The sequence below is a fragment of the Mailhella massiliensis genome, from assembly GCF_020741395.1.
Taxonomy (GTDB): domain Bacteria; phylum Desulfobacterota; class Desulfovibrionia; order Desulfovibrionales; family Desulfovibrionaceae; genus Mailhella; species Mailhella massiliensis_A.
In genome coordinates this window covers 1-19,100 of record NZ_DYZA01000037.1, presented here as the reverse complement: position 1 = coordinate 19,100, position 19,100 = coordinate 1, and the positions used below count along the sequence as shown (strand labels likewise).

At 64.8% G+C, this 19,100-nt stretch carries 17 protein-coding genes and 1 tRNA gene; 12 read left to right on the top strand and 6 right to left on the bottom strand.

The genetic code is table 11. The features are described 5' to 3' along the window. Positions 1-806: 806 nt before the first annotated feature. Positions 807-2,282, top strand: a complete 1,476-nt coding sequence (locus K8W16_RS02080) for a DnaA ATPase domain-containing protein (protein WP_304120726.1) — start codon at positions 807-809, stop codon at positions 2,280-2,282. Positions 2,283-2,871: 589 nt separating this feature from the next. Here the strand turns inward: K8W16_RS02080 and K8W16_RS02075 are convergent. Then, entirely contained in the window at positions 2,872-3,627 is a 756-nt protein-coding gene (locus tag K8W16_RS02075; protein WP_304120724.1) for a S24 family peptidase, read from the bottom strand. A gap of 159 nt (positions 3,628-3,786) precedes the next feature. Here K8W16_RS02075 and K8W16_RS02070 point away from each other — a divergent pair, with 159 nt between their 5' ends. After that, positions 3,787-4,008 (top strand): hypothetical protein, encoded by a 222-nt coding sequence (locus tag K8W16_RS02070; protein ID WP_304120723.1) that lies wholly within the window; start codon positions 3,787-3,789, stop codon positions 4,006-4,008. A 260-nt stretch (positions 4,009-4,268) separates the two neighbouring features. Here K8W16_RS02070 and K8W16_RS02065 read toward each other — a convergent pair whose 3' ends face one another. From K8W16_RS02065 to K8W16_RS02055, 3 genes are all read right to left on the bottom strand, one after another. After that, the gene (locus K8W16_RS02065; protein ID WP_304120721.1) at positions 4,269-4,688 is read right to left on the bottom strand and encodes a MucR family transcriptional regulator; all 420 of its coding nucleotides are present in this window, start codon (positions 4,686-4,688) and stop codon (positions 4,269-4,271) included. Between the two features lie 350 nt (positions 4,689-5,038). After that, positions 5,039-6,625: a sigma-54-dependent Fis family transcriptional regulator gene (locus K8W16_RS02060; RefSeq protein ID WP_304120718.1), complete on the bottom strand. Its 1,587-nt coding sequence runs from the start codon at positions 6,623-6,625 to the stop codon at positions 5,039-5,041. A gap of 20 nt (positions 6,626-6,645) precedes the next feature. Further along, positions 6,646-7,365 (bottom strand): tetratricopeptide repeat protein, encoded by a 720-nt coding sequence (locus K8W16_RS02055; RefSeq protein ID WP_304120716.1) that lies wholly within the window; start codon positions 7,363-7,365, stop codon positions 6,646-6,648. A 227-nt stretch (positions 7,366-7,592) separates the two neighbouring features. On the opposite strand from K8W16_RS02055, the gene K8W16_RS02050 reads away from it, so the two are divergent. Next, the gene (locus K8W16_RS02050; RefSeq protein WP_304120714.1) at positions 7,593-8,864 is read left to right on the top strand and encodes a glutamate-5-semialdehyde dehydrogenase; all 1,272 of its coding nucleotides are present in this window, start codon (positions 7,593-7,595) and stop codon (positions 8,862-8,864) included. 1 nt (position 8,865) lies between these two features. Continuing rightward, positions 8,866-9,555, top strand: a complete 690-nt coding sequence (gene nadD, locus K8W16_RS02045; protein WP_304120712.1) for a nicotinate (nicotinamide) nucleotide adenylyltransferase — start codon at positions 8,866-8,868, stop codon at positions 9,553-9,555. Between the two features lie 203 nt (positions 9,556-9,758). Here the strand turns inward: nadD and gluQRS are convergent, their stop codons facing one another. Then, positions 9,759-10,751, bottom strand: coding sequence for a tRNA glutamyl-Q(34) synthetase GluQRS (gene gluQRS, locus K8W16_RS02040; RefSeq protein ID WP_304120711.1), 993 nt, complete (start codon positions 10,749-10,751; stop codon positions 9,759-9,761). Next, entirely contained in the window at positions 10,748-11,905 is a 1,158-nt protein-coding gene (hemW, locus tag K8W16_RS02035) for a radical SAM family heme chaperone HemW (RefSeq protein WP_304120709.1), read from the bottom strand. Before hemW ends, gluQRS begins: the two co-directional genes overlap by 4 nt. 314 nt (positions 11,906-12,219) lie before the next feature. Between hemW and K8W16_RS02030 the strand changes: the two genes are divergently transcribed. From K8W16_RS02030 to K8W16_RS01995, 8 genes are all read left to right on the top strand, one after another. Beyond that, positions 12,220-12,825: an HAD-IIIA family hydrolase gene (locus K8W16_RS02030; RefSeq protein ID WP_304120708.1), complete on the top strand. Its 606-nt coding sequence runs from the start codon at positions 12,220-12,222 to the stop codon at positions 12,823-12,825. 563 nt (positions 12,826-13,388) lie between these two features. Further along, complete coding sequence (locus K8W16_RS02025; protein ID WP_304120706.1) at positions 13,389-14,216, top strand: phosphate ABC transporter substrate-binding protein; 828 nt, start codon at positions 13,389-13,391, stop codon at positions 14,214-14,216. A gap of 529 nt (positions 14,217-14,745) precedes the next feature. Further along, complete coding sequence (locus tag K8W16_RS02020) at positions 14,746-15,621, top strand: PstC family ABC transporter permease (RefSeq protein WP_304120704.1); 876 nt, start codon at positions 14,746-14,748, stop codon at positions 15,619-15,621. Then, positions 15,618-16,499, top strand: coding sequence for a PstA family ABC transporter permease (locus K8W16_RS02015; protein ID WP_304120702.1), 882 nt, complete (start codon positions 15,618-15,620; stop codon positions 16,497-16,499). Before K8W16_RS02020 ends, K8W16_RS02015 begins: the two co-directional genes overlap by 4 nt. A gap of 3 nt (positions 16,500-16,502) precedes the next feature. Continuing rightward, complete coding sequence (locus tag K8W16_RS02010; RefSeq protein ID WP_304120700.1) at positions 16,503-17,291, top strand: phosphate ABC transporter ATP-binding protein; 789 nt, start codon at positions 16,503-16,505, stop codon at positions 17,289-17,291. Between the two features lie 449 nt (positions 17,292-17,740). After that, positions 17,741-18,130, top strand: coding sequence for a hypothetical protein (locus K8W16_RS02005; RefSeq protein WP_304120699.1), 390 nt, complete (start codon positions 17,741-17,743; stop codon positions 18,128-18,130). Positions 18,131-18,187: 57 nt separating this feature from the next. Further along, positions 18,188-18,263 (top strand) — tRNA-Lys (locus K8W16_RS02000). A 625-nt stretch (positions 18,264-18,888) separates the two neighbouring features. After that, a partial coding sequence (locus tag K8W16_RS01995) for a type I restriction enzyme endonuclease domain-containing protein (protein ID WP_304120697.1) occupies positions 18,889-19,100 on the top strand: 212 nt, incomplete at its 3' end.

Below are 19,100 nucleotides of genomic sequence, written 5' to 3'. Positions count from 1 at the left end.
GGCATCTTTGTCGTCACGGCTGCGGGAGATATTTGCGGAAGGCCCGTGAAGGGAAGGCGGGGAATCTGTTCAGGGGGGGGGCAGGCATGGCCTGGAGGGAGAGGCCGCCCCGCCGCAATCAGTGCGGGGGCTGCCGCCGGGGCGAGCCGCACAAGAGCCGGTTGCGCCCGGCCCGGAGAATCCGCACCAGTCCGGAAAGGGAGCGGAACCGTGCGGGAAATGAAGGGGCTTTTCTGCACAAGGGAGCGCTTCCGGGCCTTTTATGCGGGATAGGCTCTCTTTCCCGGAGGCCCGAATCCCTGCGCGGGAGAAGTGCTCTTCGCGGTTTTCTGCCTGTCCCCTCTGCTTGGAGCGGGAGTTGATGCGCCGTCCCTGCGCGGGAGAAGCGGCAAGCGGAATCCTGAACCTGGCCCGGCCTTCTGCACGGGGCCGGGGAGGAAGTTTCAGGAGGGCCCCGGCTCGATGCGGGGTGCCGGAAAAGGGTGCGGCGGAGGGGAATAGTGCACAGGAAAAAAAGGAGGAATAAGGGAGGCGCAGTTTTTTCCCGTGCGGGGGAGCCTTGCCCGCAAGGGCCGGAAAGGGCGAAAAAACGGAGAAAAAGAGGGGAAAAATTTATTTTTCAGGCTGATTGTCAAGTGTTATCGAAGCGTTAAGGGAAAAAAGAGCATGGAAGGGAGAGTTGAAAAAATTTTCAAACATGATAACTAGTTATTCGTCCTTCCCCTCTCCGGGCCCGCGCCTCGGTACGGCGCGTGTCTTTTCTTGTGCCGGCGGCGTTTTCTCCTGATCTTCTGTGGCAAGCTGTTATGAAAGAAATCTGGTCCTCCATACTCAAAGAACTCGGCGGCAGGCTGCCCGAGGGCAAGTTCAAGGTCTTCCTTGAACCGCTCAAGGGCGACGTAGTCAGGCTGCCGCAGTCCGGGCGATCCGGCGGCCAGGGCCTTCTCATCGAGCCTGCCCCGGCCTTCGAGTGGGAAGTGCGGCTCACGGCCATGAACGATTTCATGGCGGCGCAGGTGCGCGACCAGTTTTCCCAGGCCATTGCCGAAGTGGCCTCCTCGCTTCTCGGCGGCAGGGCGAAGGTGTCGGTGCGCGCCTCCTCTTCCCGCAAAAAGGCGGAACTGCCCCGGCCCGCGAGCCTGGAGCAGGTGGCGGCTTCCATCCCTTCCACTGCTCCCGCCGTGCTCATGGCCGACAAGGAGCTCGACCTGCCCATCCCCCTGCCGCGCGTGCGCGCCTTCAACCCGGCGGTGATGAAGGGGTGGAAACATTCTTTTGAAGATTTCGTGGTCGGCCCCTGCAATCAGATAGCCTACGCCGCCGCAACCAACATCCTTGCCGCGAGCGCCCCGGTGGACATGGTCTTTCTGTGCTCGGGCGCGGGCCTCGGCAAGACGCATCTCACCCAGGCCGTGGGCCGGGCCCTCAGCCTTGAGGCGGACAAGCGGCAGGTGCGCATGGAGTACCTCACGGCAGAGGAATTCACCTCGCAGTTCGTGCAGGCCATGAAGTACAAGACCATCGACCAGTTCAAGGAGCGTTTCCGCGAGCTGGACATGCTGCTTCTGGAAGACGTGCATTTCCTGCGCGGCAAGGACCGTACGCAGGAGGAGCTGCTTTCCACCATCAAGAACCTCCAGGATCACGGCGGCCGGGTGGTGCTCACAAGCTCCTTTGCCCCGCGCGACCTTGCGGGGGTGGATTCACAGCTGGTTTCCCGTTTCTGCTCGGGCTTCGTGGCCAGCATGGAGCGCCCGAACCGCGACACGCGCCTGCACATTCTCAAGGAAAAGGCGCGCCGTCAGTGCATGGTGCTGCCCTCCGGCGTGGCCGACCTTCTGGTCGACCGCATCACCGGCGACGTGCGCCTTCTGGAAAGCTGCCTGCACAACCTCATGCTGCAATCGCAGTTCACCGGCCACACCGTGACGGAGGAAATGGCCATAGAGGTCATACGCAACGTGGCCCGCACCAGCCCGAGCCTCAGCCTTGAGGACGTGGTGGAACTCATCTGCCGCAGTTTCAATCTCACCCCGGCCCAGCTTTCCTCCAAATCCCGCCGCCAGAATCTCGTGGTGGCGCGCAATACCGCCTTCTTCCTCCTGCGCAAGCATACCGACCTCACCCTGGAGGAAATAGGCGACCGCTTCAACCGCAGACATTCCACCGTCATCAAGGGCATTACCGCGGTGGAGCGCGAAATGAGCCGCCATTCCGCCCTGGGCGGGCAGATAGAGCACACCGTTTCCATGATAGAGCGCTCGGCCATGCTGGGCCGCTAGGCTTTTCGCCCCGCCCCGCGGGGCTTTTTTCTGCCGGAGGGGCGCTGCCGCGCAGGGCTTTCCCTTGCCGGGGCATCCGCTCCTTCCCCTGCGGGGCGCGGGCATCAGCATAGTCGAATCTCCGGCACTTCCCCTCTCTGTGTGGGGGAAACTGCGGAGCCTGCCCCCTTCCTGCGGGGCCGCCCGTCTCATATTCGCATGCCTTGACGCTGATATCGCCTCCCTGCAAGGCCGCCTCCAGAGGAATCGCGCCAAGGGATCCCCCCTGCGGGGCGCAGGAGGGCGCGCTTCAGGCAGGGCGGGGAAACTTCCCTGCCGGGGCATCCACGGGCCGGGGGCATCGGCTTCTTCCCCCCTGAGGGGCGCGTTCACGGCTTCCGGGGCGGGCGGCGGCATCTCCCCGCGCAGGGCTTTCCCTTGCCGGAAAGCTGGCAGGCGCGGAAGAAGGCCCGGCCATACGGTTCGGGCGGGCAAAGGGAGCCCCGTTTCCATGACAGAGCGCCCGGCCATGCCGGGCCGCCGGAAAAGAAGGAGCCCGCCCCCCGGGCGGAAAAAGGCCCTGCGGCGTGTCTCCGGGGCAGGCCGGAACCTATATCTCCCGGCAGCACCAGATGACGCGGCCTATGACGCGCACGCTGTCGGCCAGGTCGCCGTGAAGGTCTACGCTGATGGGGGAATACTCGGGGTTGCGGCTTCGGAGCACCAGGCGCCCGCCGGGCAGGGTCTCCACCTGCTTGATGTAGATTTCTTCATTGATGCCCATGGCATAGATTGCGTGGCCGTAGATCTGGCGCTTGCCCTGGTCCACCAGCACCATGTCGCCGTGCCGTATGTCCGGCTCCATGCTGTCCCCGCAGACCTTCATGAGCACCATCCAGGAAGGGTCGCCCTTGCGGCACAGCCAGTCCTGCCGAAAGGAAAAATAGGAGAGCACGTCGCCGTCGGTCTCCAGGCTGCCCTTGCCTGCGGCAAGGCGCGCGGCCACCAGCGGCACCATGACAAGGCCTATGGAGTCCTGCCCGGAGCCCACTTCCCCGAAGAAGCTTTCCCCGGGGGCGTGCCTTTCTTCCGCAGGGGCCTTTTTCGCCTCTTCCGCGCCCTCCGCCGGGGCGGCGCCCTGCGCGCGGCCTGCCGGGCCTTCCCCCCGGCCGAAGAATATCCAGTCCGTGGAAAGGCCGAACTGCGCGGCCACTTTCAGAACCCAGCCGTCGGGGATCTTCCCCTTGCGGCGCGCCTGGCTCACCGCCTGCGGCGACACGCCGAGGATCTCGGCGAGCTGGCTGTCGCGGCGAAGCCCGGCCCCCTGAAGGAGACGATCGAGAGTATCAGGTGTTGCGTTGTTCATGAAGTTTTATTTAAAGAAAAGGATTCAAAAAGTCAATCTGAAATTAAAAAATGATGAAAAATTAAAAATATAAATTTTTAGTTGACAAAATAAATAAAACTGGCAAAAGGGACTCGTAGCCACAAGCAAAACCAACATGCCTTATCAAGGAGTTTCCTTATGGCCATGAGCGACGATATCCGCAGCGTGCGTTCCTTCCTCGGTTCTTTGAACATGGAAACCTTCAGCCCCGCCCTTGTAGCCCTTGCCTGCAGCAATCTCGATGCGCTGGCAGAGCAGGCCGAAGCGCTGGAAAATACGCCCCTTGCCATGCGCTCCCCGCGCCGCCGCCAGAGCGCCTCGCCCGTGCGGCGCATGGAAGTGCTTTCCCTGCTGCAATAGCCGGGCTTCTGCCTGGGGCGCGGAGGGGGGATGCCGTTTTTTCTCCCCCTCGGAAAGGCCAAAAGCCGTGAAGGATGCGGCATGGGGAGGGGCGAAGCCTGGAACGCGCCGGGCGGCAAAAAGCGCTCCCCGGTGCTTCACCGGGAGAACCGGCCGCCTTGCAGGACATGCGCGGCCCCTCCGGGACAGAGGCCGCACAACTGCCCTGCCCGGGGAGCGCCTTGGGCGCGGGAGCTTCCGGCAAAGGGTCCGGACGGGCTTCAGCGCTCTTCCTCCGGCGGGGAAGCCGCTTTTTCCCGGGCCGGGGCGCGTTTCTCCCACAGGCGCAGGTCAAGCATGGCCTTGCAGCGCAAGCGGCGCAGGGCGCGGCAGATGAGAGGCGCGTTTTTTTCCAGCCCCCATTTTTCCCGGTATTCCTCCGGCTCCAGGCCGTGCGCGGCCAGATGACGCCTGGTGATCATGCGGAAGCTTCTGCCGCATTCCAGGCAGAGTATGCTTTTTTCGCGCAGGGGACGCCGCATCTTTTTTCCGGCGGGGGGAGAAGCGTCGTGATTTTCCTCCATGCGCCGCAACAGTTCCGAAAGGCGGCTTATCCGGGCAAAAATTTCCTCCTCCGTCATGGCGCTTATCCCGGCCTGGGCTTTGACTATTTCCAGCGCTTTTTTCGTGTATTCGTCCATCTTGCCTCCTTGCAGCGTTGTGCCGCTGCCTGAAGGATGCGGGCCCCGCCTTGAGAAGGCAAGAATTTTTTATAAAATATCAACATGTTATCATATAGTTCAGGATTTTGAAAAGCCCGGCGCTCTTTTGTGCGGGAAGGCGGGGCTCCGTCCGGAAGAAGGTTCCCGGCCATTTCCGGGGAGTTTTGCTTTTCCGGCCCGGTAAAAAAGCCCTGCCGGGCCTTTGCCGTGGGCCGGGCTTTGCAGGGAAACGCCCTTTCCGCCCCGGTGCATGCAGAGGGGCAGGCCCGCGCCCCGTGAAGTGTCTTGTTTTCCCTACAAAAAAGCCCCGCCGGGGCGGGGCTTCGGGCCTACAGGTGTTTGTTGCGGTAGACGAACTGATGCGGGTCTATGCCGTATTTCTTCACCTTGTAATTTACGATGCGGTAGCTCGATTTCAGGTCGCGCGCGGCCTTCAGCATATTGCCGCCGGCCTTGATGAGCGCGTCCACCAGGAGCTCCTTTTCAAAGCGGGTCACGGCGTCGCCGAGAGAGAGGCCCGCCTCCGTGGCCGTGCTTTCCGCCGTCTGGAGGGAGGGCGGCAGATCGCCCGCGCGTATGACGTGGTCCTCGCAGTACGCCGCCGCGCGCTGGAGGCAGCTTTCCAGCTCGGAGATGTTGCCGGGCCAGAAGTAGCGGGTGAGCAGCTCCAGCGCGGGGTAGGAAATGCGCTTGATTTTTTCGCTGCGGTAGTCGGCGCTGCGCTGAAGCAGGTGCTCCACCAGGGGCACGATATCTTCCCGCCGCTCCCTGAGCGGGGGCAGGCGCAGGGCGCAGACGTTGAGGCGGGCGTAGAGCTCACGGGAGAAGCGGCCCTGCTCCGCCAGCGTATCCAACGGCGCGCTGCTGGCGGCTATGACGCGGACATCCACGGGCACGGGCTCGCTCCCGCCCTGGCGCAGGACGGTGTGCTCCTTCAGGAGGCGCAGAAGGCTTTCCTGCGCGGGAGGGGTGAGCGCCTCCACGGCGTCCAGGAAAACGGTGCCGGTATTGGCCTGTTCCAGAAGGCCCTTCTGCGTCTGCATGGCGCCGAGAAACGCGCCTTTCTGGTAGCCGCACAGCTCTATCTGTAGCCTTTCCGGGGGCAGGGCGGCGCAGTGGCAGACCACGAGGGGCACGTCGCCCCTAGGGCTGGAGGCATGGATGCACCGCGCCAGCTTTTCCTTGCCTACGCCCGGTTCCCCGCACAGAAGCACGGGGGCGCGGCCCTGGGCAATGTGCGCGGCCTGCTCCAGAATATGGCGCATGACTTTGGACTGGGCGATGAAGGCGTCGGTGCGGGAATCCTCCGCCGTGAGCTCCCCTCCGCCGGAGGAGGGCAGGCGGCGCTGATGGCTGAGCTCCTCCTGAAGATAGGCCGCTTCGTTGGCGATGAGCGCGGCGGCCACCTCAAGGAAGAGGCGGCGCAGCTCCAGATCTTCCCGGGAGACGAATTCGGTATCGGCGTTCAGGGTGCCTATGACTTCGCGCGCGGAAAGCGGGCCGTCCCCTGCGGGGGCGAGTATGGGCACGGAAATGAAGGAAAGCCGCTCCATTTCCTCCTCGCTCCTTTCAAAGAGCAGGCTGAGGAAGAGGGAGTCGCCCTTCAGCTTTTCCACAATGACGGAACGGCCCGTGGCGAACACCTTGCCCGTCACGCCCACGCCGGGCGCGTAGCTTGCATGGTTGGCCCGGGGCTGCGTGCCGGCAAGGCTCAGGCGGAGCATGCCGGTTTCCGGGTCGAAAAGCACGAGATGGGGGCGCAGGAAGCCGTGGCGCTCGGAAAGCTTGCCGAGAAGCGAGGTCAGGCTAGTCTGGAAGGGGCGTTTCGGCCCCATTTCACCGGCCATGAGGCGCAGCGTCTCCAGCCAGGGGCTGACCTCCTGATGGGCGGCATTGGCGGCGGGAAGCTGAGTCATGGAAGGAACTCCGGGGCCGCTTACTTTCTGAGTTCGGCGATGCGGGCGCGCAGGAAGGCGGCGGATTCCTGGTCGGCCGGGGGCAGGGCGGCCACGGCGGCTTCGTAGGCGGCCAGGGCTCCGGCCTTGTCGCCCGCAGCTTCGGCGGCTTCGGCCACCTGCTGGTGCATCACGGCCGCAGCTTCGGCCGGGGCCTCGGCGGCCAGGGCGCGGAATTCGTCGCGCGCGGCGGCGAAGTCGCCCTTGTGCATGAGCACCTGGGCGTGGTTGAGGCGGGCGGCGTAGGCGAGGGGCGTGTCGCCTTCAAGGTCGGCCACGGCGGCATAGGCTGCGGCGGCCTTTTCCCAGTTCTGCATTTCCACGGCCGTGGAGGCGAGTTCCAGCTGCGTGGCCGTGCCGAGGGCGGAGGGGGCGTCCTTCAGAAAGCCTTCGAGGGCGGCGGCGCGGCGCGCCGGATCCTGAATGGAGGTGATGCGGCCGAGGGCGAAGCGCTCGTCGGCGACCTGCCCTTCGCGGTACCACTGCCAGCACGCCACGGCGAGGATGGCGACGACCACCACCACGACGCCCGCCGCGATTTTGCGGGCATGGGTCAGCACGAAATTCCACAGGGGCGCGGCTTCGGGGCTGACCTCGGCCTGCATTTCCGCGCTGAACTTCGGGATATTGACGCCGCCCATCACGGGGTCGGCAGGCTGGGAAAGGGGCGTGGGCTTTTTGATGGTGGGACGCTGTGCCATGAGAACTCCTTGGGAAGGGGAGAAAAAGACAAAGGAAAAGGCCGGACATTCCCCGGCGCATGGAAGCACGCTAGTAAAGAATGACATAAATGTCAAAAGAAAAACGGCTTCTTCGGCGGGCGGGGAAAAGCCTGCGCTCCCGGTGCGCCGCAGGGCAGGAAATTCCTTGCATGGCGGGCATCCGGCCCGTATGCTGAAGGAAGTTTTTTTCTTCCAAGGAGACCGACATGGATGTAACGCAGGATATACGGCAGGCCGTGCGCCTTGCCGGCGAGAAGGCGAAGGCCGCTTCCCGCCTCATGGCGGCGGCGGGGCCCGATGCCAAGAAAAAGGCGCTGGAGACGCTCGCCGCGCTGCTTTTGGAGCGGGAAGGGGAGCTTCTTGCCGCCAATGAAGAAGACCTTGAAGCCGCCCGCCGCGCCGGGCTGGACGGGCCGCGCATGGACAGGCTGCGCCTCACCCCCGCGATACTGGCCGAAATGGCCGGGGCATGCCGCCATGTGGCGCAGCTTCCCGATCCCGTGGGCGCCATGGACAGCCAGTGGCAGCGGCCCAACGGCCTGCTGGTGGGCAGGATGCGCGTGCCCCTCGGCGTGGTGGCCATGGTCTATGAGGCCCGGCCCAACGTCACGGTGGACGCCTCCATCCTCTGCCTCAAGGCGGGCAATGCGGTGATACTGCGCGGCGGCTCCGAGGCCCTCCATTCCAACGTGGCCCTTTCCCGCCTGCTGTACGAGGCCCTCGACGCTGCGGGCCTTCCGGGCGACGCGGTGCAGTTCATAGATATCACCTCCCACGACGCGGTTTCCGAACTGTGCAGGCTCGACGAATTTGTGGACGTGCTCATCCCGCGCGGCGGGGAGTCCCTGGTGCGCGCGGTGACGGAACAGGCCGCCATGCCCGTGCTCAAGCACTACATGGGCGTGTGCCACGCCTTCATCGACGAGAGCGCCGACCTTCCCCAGGCGCTTGAAATCGTGTATAACGGCAAGGTGCAGCGGCCGGGCGTGTGCAACGCGCTCGAATGCATGCTGGTGCACGAGGCCGTGGCGGCAAGCTTTCTGCCCATGGTGGCGGAGCGGCTCGGCGCGGCCGGGGTCTCCTTCCGTGCGGACGAGGCTTCGCTGCCGCTGCTCGGTCCTTCGGCCTCAGCCGCCGCGCCGGACGATTTCGGCAGGGAATTCCACGACCTCATCCTTGCCGTGCGCGTGGTGCGCGACATGGACGAGGCCCTTGCCCACATTGCCCGCTGCGGCTCCAACCACACGGAAGTGATCTGCACGAGGAACCACCTGAACGCCATGCGCTTTTTGCGCGAGGCCGACGCCTCCATGGTGGCGGTGAACGCCTCCACCCGCTTCAACGACGGCGGCCAGCTCGGCCTGGGCGCGGAAATAGGCATAAGCACCTCCAAGCTCCACGCCTACGGCCCCATGGGCGTGCAGGAGCTGACCACCACCAAGTTCGTGGTGTTCGGTCAGGGGCAGGTGAGAAAGTAAGGTGGGCGGCATCGGCATACTGGGCGGCACCTTCAACCCCGTGCACAACGGGCATGTGCGTCACGCCGTAGAAGTGGCGGAGGCCCTGGGGCTTGAGCGCGTGGCGCTCATGCCCTGCGCCACGCCGCCGCACAAGGAAAGCGCGGGCCTTCTGCCCTTCGCTCTCAGGGTGGAGCTTCTGCGCGCCGCCGTGAAGGGTATTCCCTTTCTCAAGGTGGAGACGCTGGAAGGGGAGCTTTCCGGCCCCTCCTACACCTGGCGCACCCTGAACGAATGGGCGCGCCGCCATGAAGGGGAGCCTCTGCCTTATTTCATGATGGGGGCGGAGGCCTTCGCCGCGCTGGACACCTGGAACCACGGCCTGAAGCTCCCGCAGGTGGCGCACCTTGTCATGGTGCCGCGCGGCGGGGACGACGGGAGCGTGTTCCATGAAAGCATACGTTCCTTCTGGCCGGGAAGCCTGCCGGAAGTGTGCGACGTGCCCCTCGGGCGCGAGACCGTGGAGCTCGCCGGAGGGGGGAGGTGCACCTTCCTGCCCGTGCCGCGGCTCGACATAAGCTCCACCTTCATCCGGGCGCGCTGGCGCTCGGGCCGGAGCCTCGCCGCGCTCATGAGCGCCGAAGAGCTCGCCGTGCTCCATGCCCATGCGGAAGAAGTGTCCGCCTGCTGGGCCACGGCAAGGCCGCGATAAAGGAAAAGGCCGGGGGATCCCGGCTTTTCCCGGAGCAGCCTGCCCGGCAAGGCAGCTTCCTGTCCCGGCGGAAAGTTCGCCCCGTGCCCGGCATGAAGGCTGTGGCGCACCGGGGAATCCCGGCCCTTCCGCACCGGCAAGGCCCGGAACGGGGGAGGGCAGGCTTTGAGGTCGGGCCCGGAGAAGAGGGTGCTGCGGAAGGATTATTTCCAGATACGCTCCGCGCCGTCCGGCACCAGGATGCGCCCCTTGGGCAGAAGATGCCAGGGGAAAGGGCCGCCGATGCGTTCGGCAAGGGCCGCCGGGCGTACGGGGCCGGGGCGCTCCTGAAGGCCCGCGAGATGCGCAAGGCGGCCCGCCACGGCCTCGGGGGAGCAGCCCGCCTCGCGCAGGGCCGCAATGCTCAGGCTCTTATGCCTTTTGGCCAGCCTTTCCCCCCGGGCATCGTGCAGAAGGGGTATGTGGGCAAAGGCCGGGGGCGTGCCGCCCAGAAAACGGTAGAGAAGAAGCTGGCGCGGAGTGGAGAGCAGGATATCCTCCCCGCGCACCACCTGCGTGACCTCCATGCGCATGTCGTCCACCACCACGGCGAGCTGATAGGCCCATACCCCGTCGGAGCGGCGCAGGGCGAAATCGCCGCCGCACTCTTTCAGCGTCAGGCGCTGCGGGCCGAGCACAAGGTCGGTGAAGCTCTCCGTATCGCCGTCCGGGCAGAGCAGGCGCAGGGCCGGGCGGCGGCCTTCGGCTTCCTTTTGCGCGCGCTCTTTTTCCGTGAGGTTGCGGCAGGCGCCGGGGTAGGCGGCTCCCGCGTCGCCCAGCCCGTCCGCCGCGCCGTGGGGCGCCCCGGCAAGGGTGCGCAGCTCCTTTCTCGTGCAGTAGCAGGGATAGACGAAGCCGCGCGCCTTCAGGCTTTCCAGGGCGCTTTCATAAAAGCCGGAACTGCGGCTCTGGCGGTAGGGCGCGTGAGGGCCGTCGTCCGGGCCTTCGTCCCAGTCAAGGCCCAGCCAGAGCAGGTCGCGCTCTATGGCGTCCATCCATTCCTTCCGGGAGCGGGCCGGGTCGATATCCTCATGGCGCAGGATGATGCGCCCGCCCTCGGCCCTGGCCGCAAGCCATGCAAGAAAGAACGACCATGCGTTGCCGAGATGCAGCAGCCCCGTGGGGCTCGGGGCAAAGCGGCCGACAGGTTTCTTCATGCCGCGCCCTCCGGTTTTGCGGGAATATGTTCAAAGCACTGTTCCATGACGGAGCTTGAGACAAGCATGCCCCTGCGCGTGAGGAAAAAGCGCCCGCCTTCCCGCCCGGCCATGCCGAGGCGCAGAAGCTCCGCAACGAGCCCTTCGTTGTCCTTCATGAAATCCCTGCCCGTGAGGGCGCGGTAGGCGGCAAGGTCAAGCCCTTCGGCCGTGCGCAGGCCGAGCATGACAAGCTCTTCCGCGCGCTCCGTGAAGCCGAGCCTTTCCACGGCGGCGGCCCTTTCGCCCCTGAGCACGGCAAGACGCCATGCCTCCGTATCCGCCGCGTTGCTTCTGCGCTCGTTGCGGATGCAGCTCACCGCCGAAGGCCCGAGGCCGAGGTAGTCCTTGCCCTGCCAGTAGCCCTGGTTGTGGCGGCAGGCGAAGCCTTCCTTCGCGTAGTTGGAAATTTCATATTGCCGGTAGCCCGCCGCCTCCAGGAGCGCGCCGCCTTCCTCATACATGGCCGCGGCCTCCTCCTCCGAGGGCAGGGGGAGGCTTTCGCGCTCCCGGTAAAGGGGCGTGCCCTCCTCCAGCATGAGGCCGTAGCAGGAAAGGTGCTCCGGGGAAAGGGCGCAGGCTTCGGCAAGCTGCGCCTTCCAGTTTGCCGCGCTCTGGCCGGGCAGGCCCCACATGAGGTCGAAGCCCACGTTGGCAAAGCCCGCGCGGCGCAGGGCGGAAAAGGCGGCAAGCGCGGCCTTTTTGTCGTGCGCGCGGCCGAGGGCGGCAAGAAAACCGTCGTCCAGCGCCTGCACGCCCAAGGAAACGCGGTTCACCCCGGCGGCGCGGAAGCCCCGGGCCTTTTCCTCCGTCATGGATTCGGGGTTGGCCTCCATGCTGATTTCCGCCCCGTCCTCCAGGGAAAAGAGGGCGGCGGCTTCATCGAGGATGCGGCCCGTGAGCGCGGGGGAAAGCAGGCTCGGCGTGCCCCCGCCGAAAAATACCGTGCTTACGGCAGGGCGGCCCAGCGCCCGGGCCTCGCGGCGCATTTCCCCAAGGAGCGCGTCGGCCCACGCGGTAAGGCGCGCGTCGTCACCCGGGGCGCAGGGCTCGGAATAGAAGGCGCAGTAGCGGCATTTTCTGCGGCAGAAGGGAACATGGAGGTAGAGCAGCATGGCCGAAGCATGAAAAAAAGCCGCGCCCGCGTCAAGGAAAAAGGAGCGCGGCGCGAAGGGAGGGGGAAAAGAGGGGGCCGCGGGGTGAAAAGGAGATTTTTTCTCTTTCCGCAGGGATGGGTTCGCATGAAAAGGGAGGGGCCGCACGGCGGAGGAGAGGCGGGGAGGTTCAGGATATCCGGTTTTTCGGGGCCGCCGTGCGGGCCCCCGCGACTTTCTTGACAAGGGCGCGCGGGCTTTTTCATAACAGGCCATGGCCCGCGCGGAAGGGGAGGTCCCCTGCGGGCGGCAACATATAAGCAAGAAGGGATGCCATGGAACTTTCCGCCGTGCTTTTCGACCGTGACGGAACGGTGATTGTGGACCGCCACTACCTCGGCCGCGCCGAAGGGGTGGAACTTATTCCCGGGGCGGGGCAGGCTCTGGGGCTTCTTCGGCAGGGGGGGCTTGCCGCCTACCTGGTGAGCAATCAGTCGGGCATAGGGCGGGGCTATTTTCCCGAATCGGGCTGGCATGAGTGCCATGCCCGGCTTCAGGAGCTTCTTGAACCCTTCGGCGCGGGCTTTGACGACGCGCGCTTCTGCCCCCACGCCCCGGAGGAGGCCTGCGGCTGCCGCAAGCCCGCGCCCGGCATGTGGGAAAGCCTGAAAGCGGCGCACGGCCTTTCCGCCGCGTGCTGCGCCATGGTGGGGGACAAGGCCGAGGACCTTCTTTTCGGCGTGAACGCGCGCCTTGCCGCCGCCGTGCTGGTGCTTACCGGCAAGGGGGAGGCGGCGGCGCAGAAGCTCGGACTCGATGGGGAGCGCATCGAAAGGCAGGGCTTCACGGCCGTGGAGCTTCCGGAGATGAACGCGGGGGCAACGCGCCTTTTCGCCGCAAGGGATATCCTTGCCGCGGTGCGCGGCCTGCTTGAGGCATAGGCTTTTTCCGCCTGCGCCCGCGCTTTTTCGGGGGCCTTCCGGAACAGGGATTTGTCGGTGTTTCCCCGGGGGGAAGGTCGGCGGCGCGGGGCCTCGTTGCGTCCCGGCCTTTTCCGTCCCTGCGTGCGCCCTGGAAGGCGGTTTCAGGGGTGCCCCGCGGCCGGAGCTTCCCTCCCGCAGGAGCCCTGCCGCGCGGGCCTTTGCGCGCGGTTTTCTCCGGCATCGGCCGGGGCTTTACAAAAATTTACGGGAGGGGGAAAGACCTGCGGGGGCGGCCTGTTGCGCTTGTTTTTTCCCGGGGGGAAAGGCCTGCGCGCCGGGCATCCCCGCAGCCGTGCCCCGGCTTGCCTTGACTTTCCCCCACCCGTGGGGCAGAAAAAAAACGCGCGCTTTTCGCGCTGAACCATCATTCACCAAGAGGCCGGCATGTTTTTCAGGAACACCTGACGAGACCATCCGCAGAGACAAGGTCTGTCTTGCCGGCTTTTTGCATCTGAAGGCGTTCCGCCTCTCTGCGTTTCTCCTTTTGTTCCCGGAAGTGCCGCCTCGCAAGCGAGGTAAGCATGAATCGCATCCTTTCCGCTCTGGCTCTGGTTCTTCTCAGCGCCTCTCTGGCCGCGGCCGCTCCTCTTGACGCCTTCAAGGGGCAGAAGGGCAGCATCGACATTGCGGGCGGCACCGCCCATATTCCGGTGATGAAAAAGGCGGCCCAGGCCATTATGGCCGCCAACGGCGACATACGCATCACCGTGGCCGGCGGCGGCTCCGGCGTGGGCGTGCAGAAGGTGGGCGAGGGCCTGGTGCAGATAGGCAATACCGGCCGCGCCCTCAAGGAAAGCGAAATCTCCAAGTACGGCTTGGTGTCCTTCCCCTTTGCCATAGACGGCGTGGCTGTGGCCGTGAATCCTGAAAACGGCGTGACTTCCCTGACCAAGGCTCAGGTGAAGGACGTGTTCGCGGGCAAGATCACCAACTGGAAGGAACTCGGCGGCAAGGACGCGGCCATTTCCCTCTATGTGCGCGAAGACGGCAGCGGCACCCGCGAAACTTTTGAGGAGCGCGCGCTGGACAAGGGCACGTCCGCCCGGAGCGCCAACGTGGTGAATTCCAACGGCGCCATGAAGACGGCCATAGCCCAGGATCCCAACGCCATAGGCTATGTGGGCATCGGGCATCTCGACGCTTCCATCCGCGGCGTCACCGTGGACGGCATGGTGCCCTCGCAGGAAAACGCGGCAAGCGGCGCCTACACCATCACCCGCCTCCTGTACATGAACACCAAGGGCGAGCCCACGGGCCTCACCGGCCTTTTCATCGACTACATCTATTCGGAAGACGGTAAGGGCTTCATCTCCGATTCCGGCTATATCCCGCTGGAAAGAAAGAGATAAGCCTTTTTCATGCGCTGCCGGGGGAGCGGGACTCTTTCGGCAGCGCCGTAAGGAAGGGAAAGCCTGCGGGCCGGGGAAAGCCTTCCGCACAACGGGGGGGCTTCCGGCGGGTCGCGGCTACGTCCCTACCGACTTCGGCAAGGCCCGGAAGGCTCCATAAGGCGGCCTTTCGGCAAACCGGGCCGCGGCGTTTTGTTTCTTCGGGCTCCGGGCGAGGCGCTTTCTTCGGCGCAGGCAGGGCAATCCCGGGGAAAGCGGCCATAGGCCCGGGTGCGGAAAAAGGGGCCGTCCCCCCGGCCTTGAAGAAGCCGTTGCTCCTCACGGATGCGGGAGCTTGTCTCCTGCCGGGAATATGCCGCCGTCCCTCGGTATGCGACATGCGGCCGGGGCGAACGCTGCCCGTGAACGGTATTCGCCCTGCCGAAGAGGCGGCGGGGCCCCTGCACAGGAATCGGATGCAGGTGTCCGGGGCGGGCGCAGGTAACGCGCGGGGCCTCGGCGTCATTCACATTTTTTCAGGGGAAGGAAGATGCGACATTTCGGGCTTTCCGGCCGCGAGGGGCAGGGGGGCGAGATTTTGCTGCGCCTTGCCGTGTGCCTGGCCATGGGCGGCATGGCCCTGCTTTTTCTCATGGTTTTTTCCTTTGCCCTGCCGGTGTTCCTGCAGGGCGGGGAGGGGGGCGGGCCTTTTTCCTGGACTTGGTCGCCCGGGCAGGGGCGCTTCGGCATACTGCCCATGGTCGCCGGTTCCCTGGCCCTGGGGGCGACGGCCGTTTTTCCGGGCTGGGCCATGGGCCTGTGCCTGTGTTCGTGGTTGCTTTCCCCGGAAAGGGGCGGCCGCGTCGGCCTCTGCCGCAGGCTGGTGGGCGGTATGGTGCGCGTGATGACGGCCGTACCCACCGTGGTCTACGGCTTTGCCGCCGTGTTCCTGCTCGCGCCTGCCCTGCGTCGGGGCCTCGGCGGTTCCGGCTTCTCCTGGCTCACCGCTTCCCTCATGCTGAGCGTGCTTATTCTGCCCACCGTGGTGCTGGTGCTTCAGGCCGGCCTGGCCCCGAGGCTTCAGGCCGTGGAGTTGCCCGGCCGGGCCATGGGCCTGAGCCGCCTGGAGCTTCTCTGGCATATCGTGCTGCCTTCCTCCCGCGCCACGCTCCTTTCCGCCGCGGTGCTCGGCTTCGGCCGCGCCGTGGGCGACACCATGCTGCCGCTCATGCTTGCGGGCAACGCGCCCGTCATGCCCGATTCCCTGCTTTCCGGCCTGCGCACCCTCACCGCGCACATGGCCCTCGTCACCTCCAACGAGGTGGGCGGCGCGGCTTATGATTCGCTGTTCATGGCCGGGCTCATCCTTCTTCTGGTCAACGCCGCCGTAAGCTTCTTCCTGCGGCGCATGGGGGGCGGCTCATGAAACGTATTCCCTTCCTTGTGTTCCGCGTGCTCACGCTTCTTTCCGCCGTGCTGGTTCCCGTGCTGGTCTGCCTGCTCATGGGCTACCTGCTCTGGCGCGGGCTTCCCTCCCTGGGGCCGGAGCTTCTTTTCGGCCATACGAAGCCCCTCGACGCCGTGCTCGGCCGCGCCCCGGTGTGGGACGGGCTCTGGCCCGCCTGCGTGGGCACCTTTTATCTTGTGCTGCTCACCATGGCGCTCGCCGTGTTCCCGGGCGTGGGCTGCGGCATGTACCTTGCGGAAGCGGCCACGGAGAAGCAGAAGCGCGTGATAGGTTCGGCCGTGGACATGCTCGCGGGCATGCCTTCCATCGTCATGGGCCTTTTCGGCTTCATGCTCATCCTTTTTTTGCGCCGCACCTTCCTGCCCGGAGCCAACATTTCCCTTCTGCTCGCCGCCGGTTGCCTTGCCCTGCTGGTGCTGCCCGTGCTCACGGCTTCCACAAGGGAGGCCATGGCCGCCGTGCCCGCTTCGCTGCGCCTCGCGGCCGCGGCAAGCGGGCTTTCCCGCACGCAGGCCATGTTCCACCTCTGCCTGCCTGCGGCGGCAAAGGGCATACTCGGCGGCGTGGTTCTTGCCGTGGGCCGCGCGGCCGAAGATACGGCCGTCATACTCTTCACCGGCGTGGTGGCCAATGCGGGCATGCCCGCAGGGCTTTTCGGCAAGTTCGAGGCCCTTTCCTTCGATATCTACTACATCTCCTCCCAGTATCAGGACCAGGAGGAGCTTCTGCGCGGCTTCGGCGCGGCGGCGCTGCTTCTTTGCGTCTCCTGCCTTCTGCTTCTCGCGGCAAGGGCGCTGGAGCACAGTTTCCGCAAAACCTGGCAGGGGAGGGCTTAACTCATGGATCAGGAATCTTCTTCGCCGTTCATGCTCCGCGCAAGCGGGCTTTCCGTCTCCTTTTCCGGGCACGACGTGGTGCGCGGGGCAAGCCTCGACGTGCCGCGCGGCGGCATCGCCGTGCTTGTGGGCCGCTCAGGCTCGGGCAAGACCACCTTTCTGCGCGCCGTGAACCGCCTCAATGAGGAACTGCCCGGCTGCCGCACCGAAGGACAGGTGGAACTTTCCCTGCCCGGCGGGAGCGTGCGCCTGTATCCCGGGCCCGGAGGGGGGGCGGATATCTCCCTTTCCGTGCTCAGGCGGCGCGTGGGCATGGTCTTCCAGACGCCGCAGGTCTTTCCCGTGAGCGTGTTCCGCAATATTTCCCTGCCCCTTGCCGTGGCCGCCTCCTGCCCGCGTTCGGAACTTGCCGACCGCGTGAAGGACGCTCTTGTGCGGGCCGACCTGTGGAAGGAGGTGGAGGGACGCCTCAACATGAGCGCGGAGCGGCTTTCCGGCGGGCAGCAGCAGCGGCTCTGCCTGGCCCGCGCCCTGGCCCTTGAGCCGGACATGCTGCTTCTCGACGAACCCACCGCATCGCTGGACGTGCGCGCCGCCCGCCATGTGGAGGATCTGCTCCTTTCCCTTGCCGGGCGCCTGCCTGTGCTCATGGTTTCCCACAGCCTGGGCCAGAGCCTGCGCCTCGCCTCCTTTCTTGCGGTGATGGAGGAAGGCAGGGTGATCCGTACAGTTTCGGATCTGCGGGGCATGGAGGAAGGCGATCTCGAAAAGCTGCTTTCTTCTTCCGACTGAGCCTTGCCCTTGCCACAGGGCCGGGGCTGTCATAAAATAAGGTACGGCGCGGAAAGAGTGTGTTCCGGCCGGAGCAGAGCCCCGGAGGCCTGTAGGTGTTGCCCGAAGATGGGCGCAAGGGCGGGATGTTCCGCGGCCCAGGCCCCGCCCTTTCCTGCGGGGAGGGCGTGCCGGAGAGCGCTTCTGCGCAGGTCCCGCGCCCGAGTACCGGAGCCTGCGGGCTCCGGCGCCGTTAGGGCGGGGAAGCAGACGGGCCGAGGGCAGGGCTTGCCGAAGCCGGGCTTTGTCTCGAAGCTCAGGCCCCGGACGGATTCAGGCGGCCGGGCCGCGCAGCCGCGATTCACTCACGGCGCAGCAAGGCCCGAGTCGTGCAGGCCCCGCGCCCGTACAGCGTCTCCGGCGCAGACGGGCCTTCATTAACCTGTTACCCTCTTAAAAAGGAGAGGCGGATGCCCAGTTACGAAGAGATCTTCACCAGAGAATGTCTGAACGAAGTGTTTCCTCCCGAACGTACCGACCAGTTTTTTGAAGCGCTGTTCGGCGATGCCGAGGACGGGGCCTACGACATACGCCTGGCGCTTATGTCCGCCTCTGAAAGGAAGCTGGATTTTCTTTTCGAGCTGCATCAGCGCGGCGACGCCTGCCTTGCCTGCAATCTTACGCACGGGCTGCCCGCCGTATTCCTGCGCCACCCCGTCATTGATATCAAGGGTGTGACGGCGGAGCTTGCCCGGCGGGCGCTCTGGCCGGACGGGACATGGGAATGGAGCCTCGGCAGTACGGACGAAGTTTCCCGCGCGCTGCACGTCATTCCCCTTTCTTTGAAGCGTGTGGACTGAAAAGGCATATTTTTGCTTGACTTCGGGCCCTGATGGCGATACTTCTTTTCGGCCAGAGGGGCGTTAACTCAGACGGTAGAGTACCTGCCTTTTAAGCAGAGAGTCGCGCGTTCGAATCGCGCACGCCCCACCATGGAAACGAAGAGGCCGTGTTTTATGCACGGCCTTTTTTCGTTTAATTCCCTCAGATGTTACGGGAGAGGGGATGATGAAATACGTCCCGATGTTCATTTCGGGCTATGAAAGGCCATAGCCGACCAACGCCTTTTTCGAGAGACCGCTCGGGTTTTCCGTTGCTGATCAAGAAGGTATGCTGAGGTCGAAAAAGCTGTGCGCCTGCTCAACGTGGACAGATACGGTTTTTTGCTCTCATCTATCGGAAAATGATAGATGTTTTTTCTAATGCGGTCGGAAATAAGGCGTGCCGCTTTCCGTTCAACCGGCACTTTTCAGCGCATAATATCGACTTTCGCTCTCAAAAAAATATATTCGCCCCATTCAGTTGTGGCTTCATTTTTTGAGTGGTTACGGTGTTGATCAGGAAGTAAACACAGGTTAGCCCCATCGGGAAGAGAAGCAGGTTTTTGTGGCCTCATGCCCGGTATGACAGAAAGGACAGGCGTTCATCCGCCCCAAAGCAGGAGGCGGGGTGATTCGGGAATAGCGTGGAGGAAAGTTATCGTGGCTGAATCGAATACCGGTACTATTGGCTTTGAAAAGCGGAACACGAGGTGCCCGATGCGGAGAAAAGCCGGAATGTGTATATCAAGGAAGCGCTCCTTTTGAAGCAGGCGCTTTCCCTGTGCAGCAGTATGGTGGAGGAGAAGGCACGGCTTGAAGCGGCGTACTTTGAAGCGGTGCGGATCATGCTTGTCCGGCTGACGGCGGGCGGAGCAGGGAAAAAGCTGAGCCTGCCGGAGATAAACGAGAAAATCAACGAACTTCTGAAGCACAGCATCAAAAGCTCAGG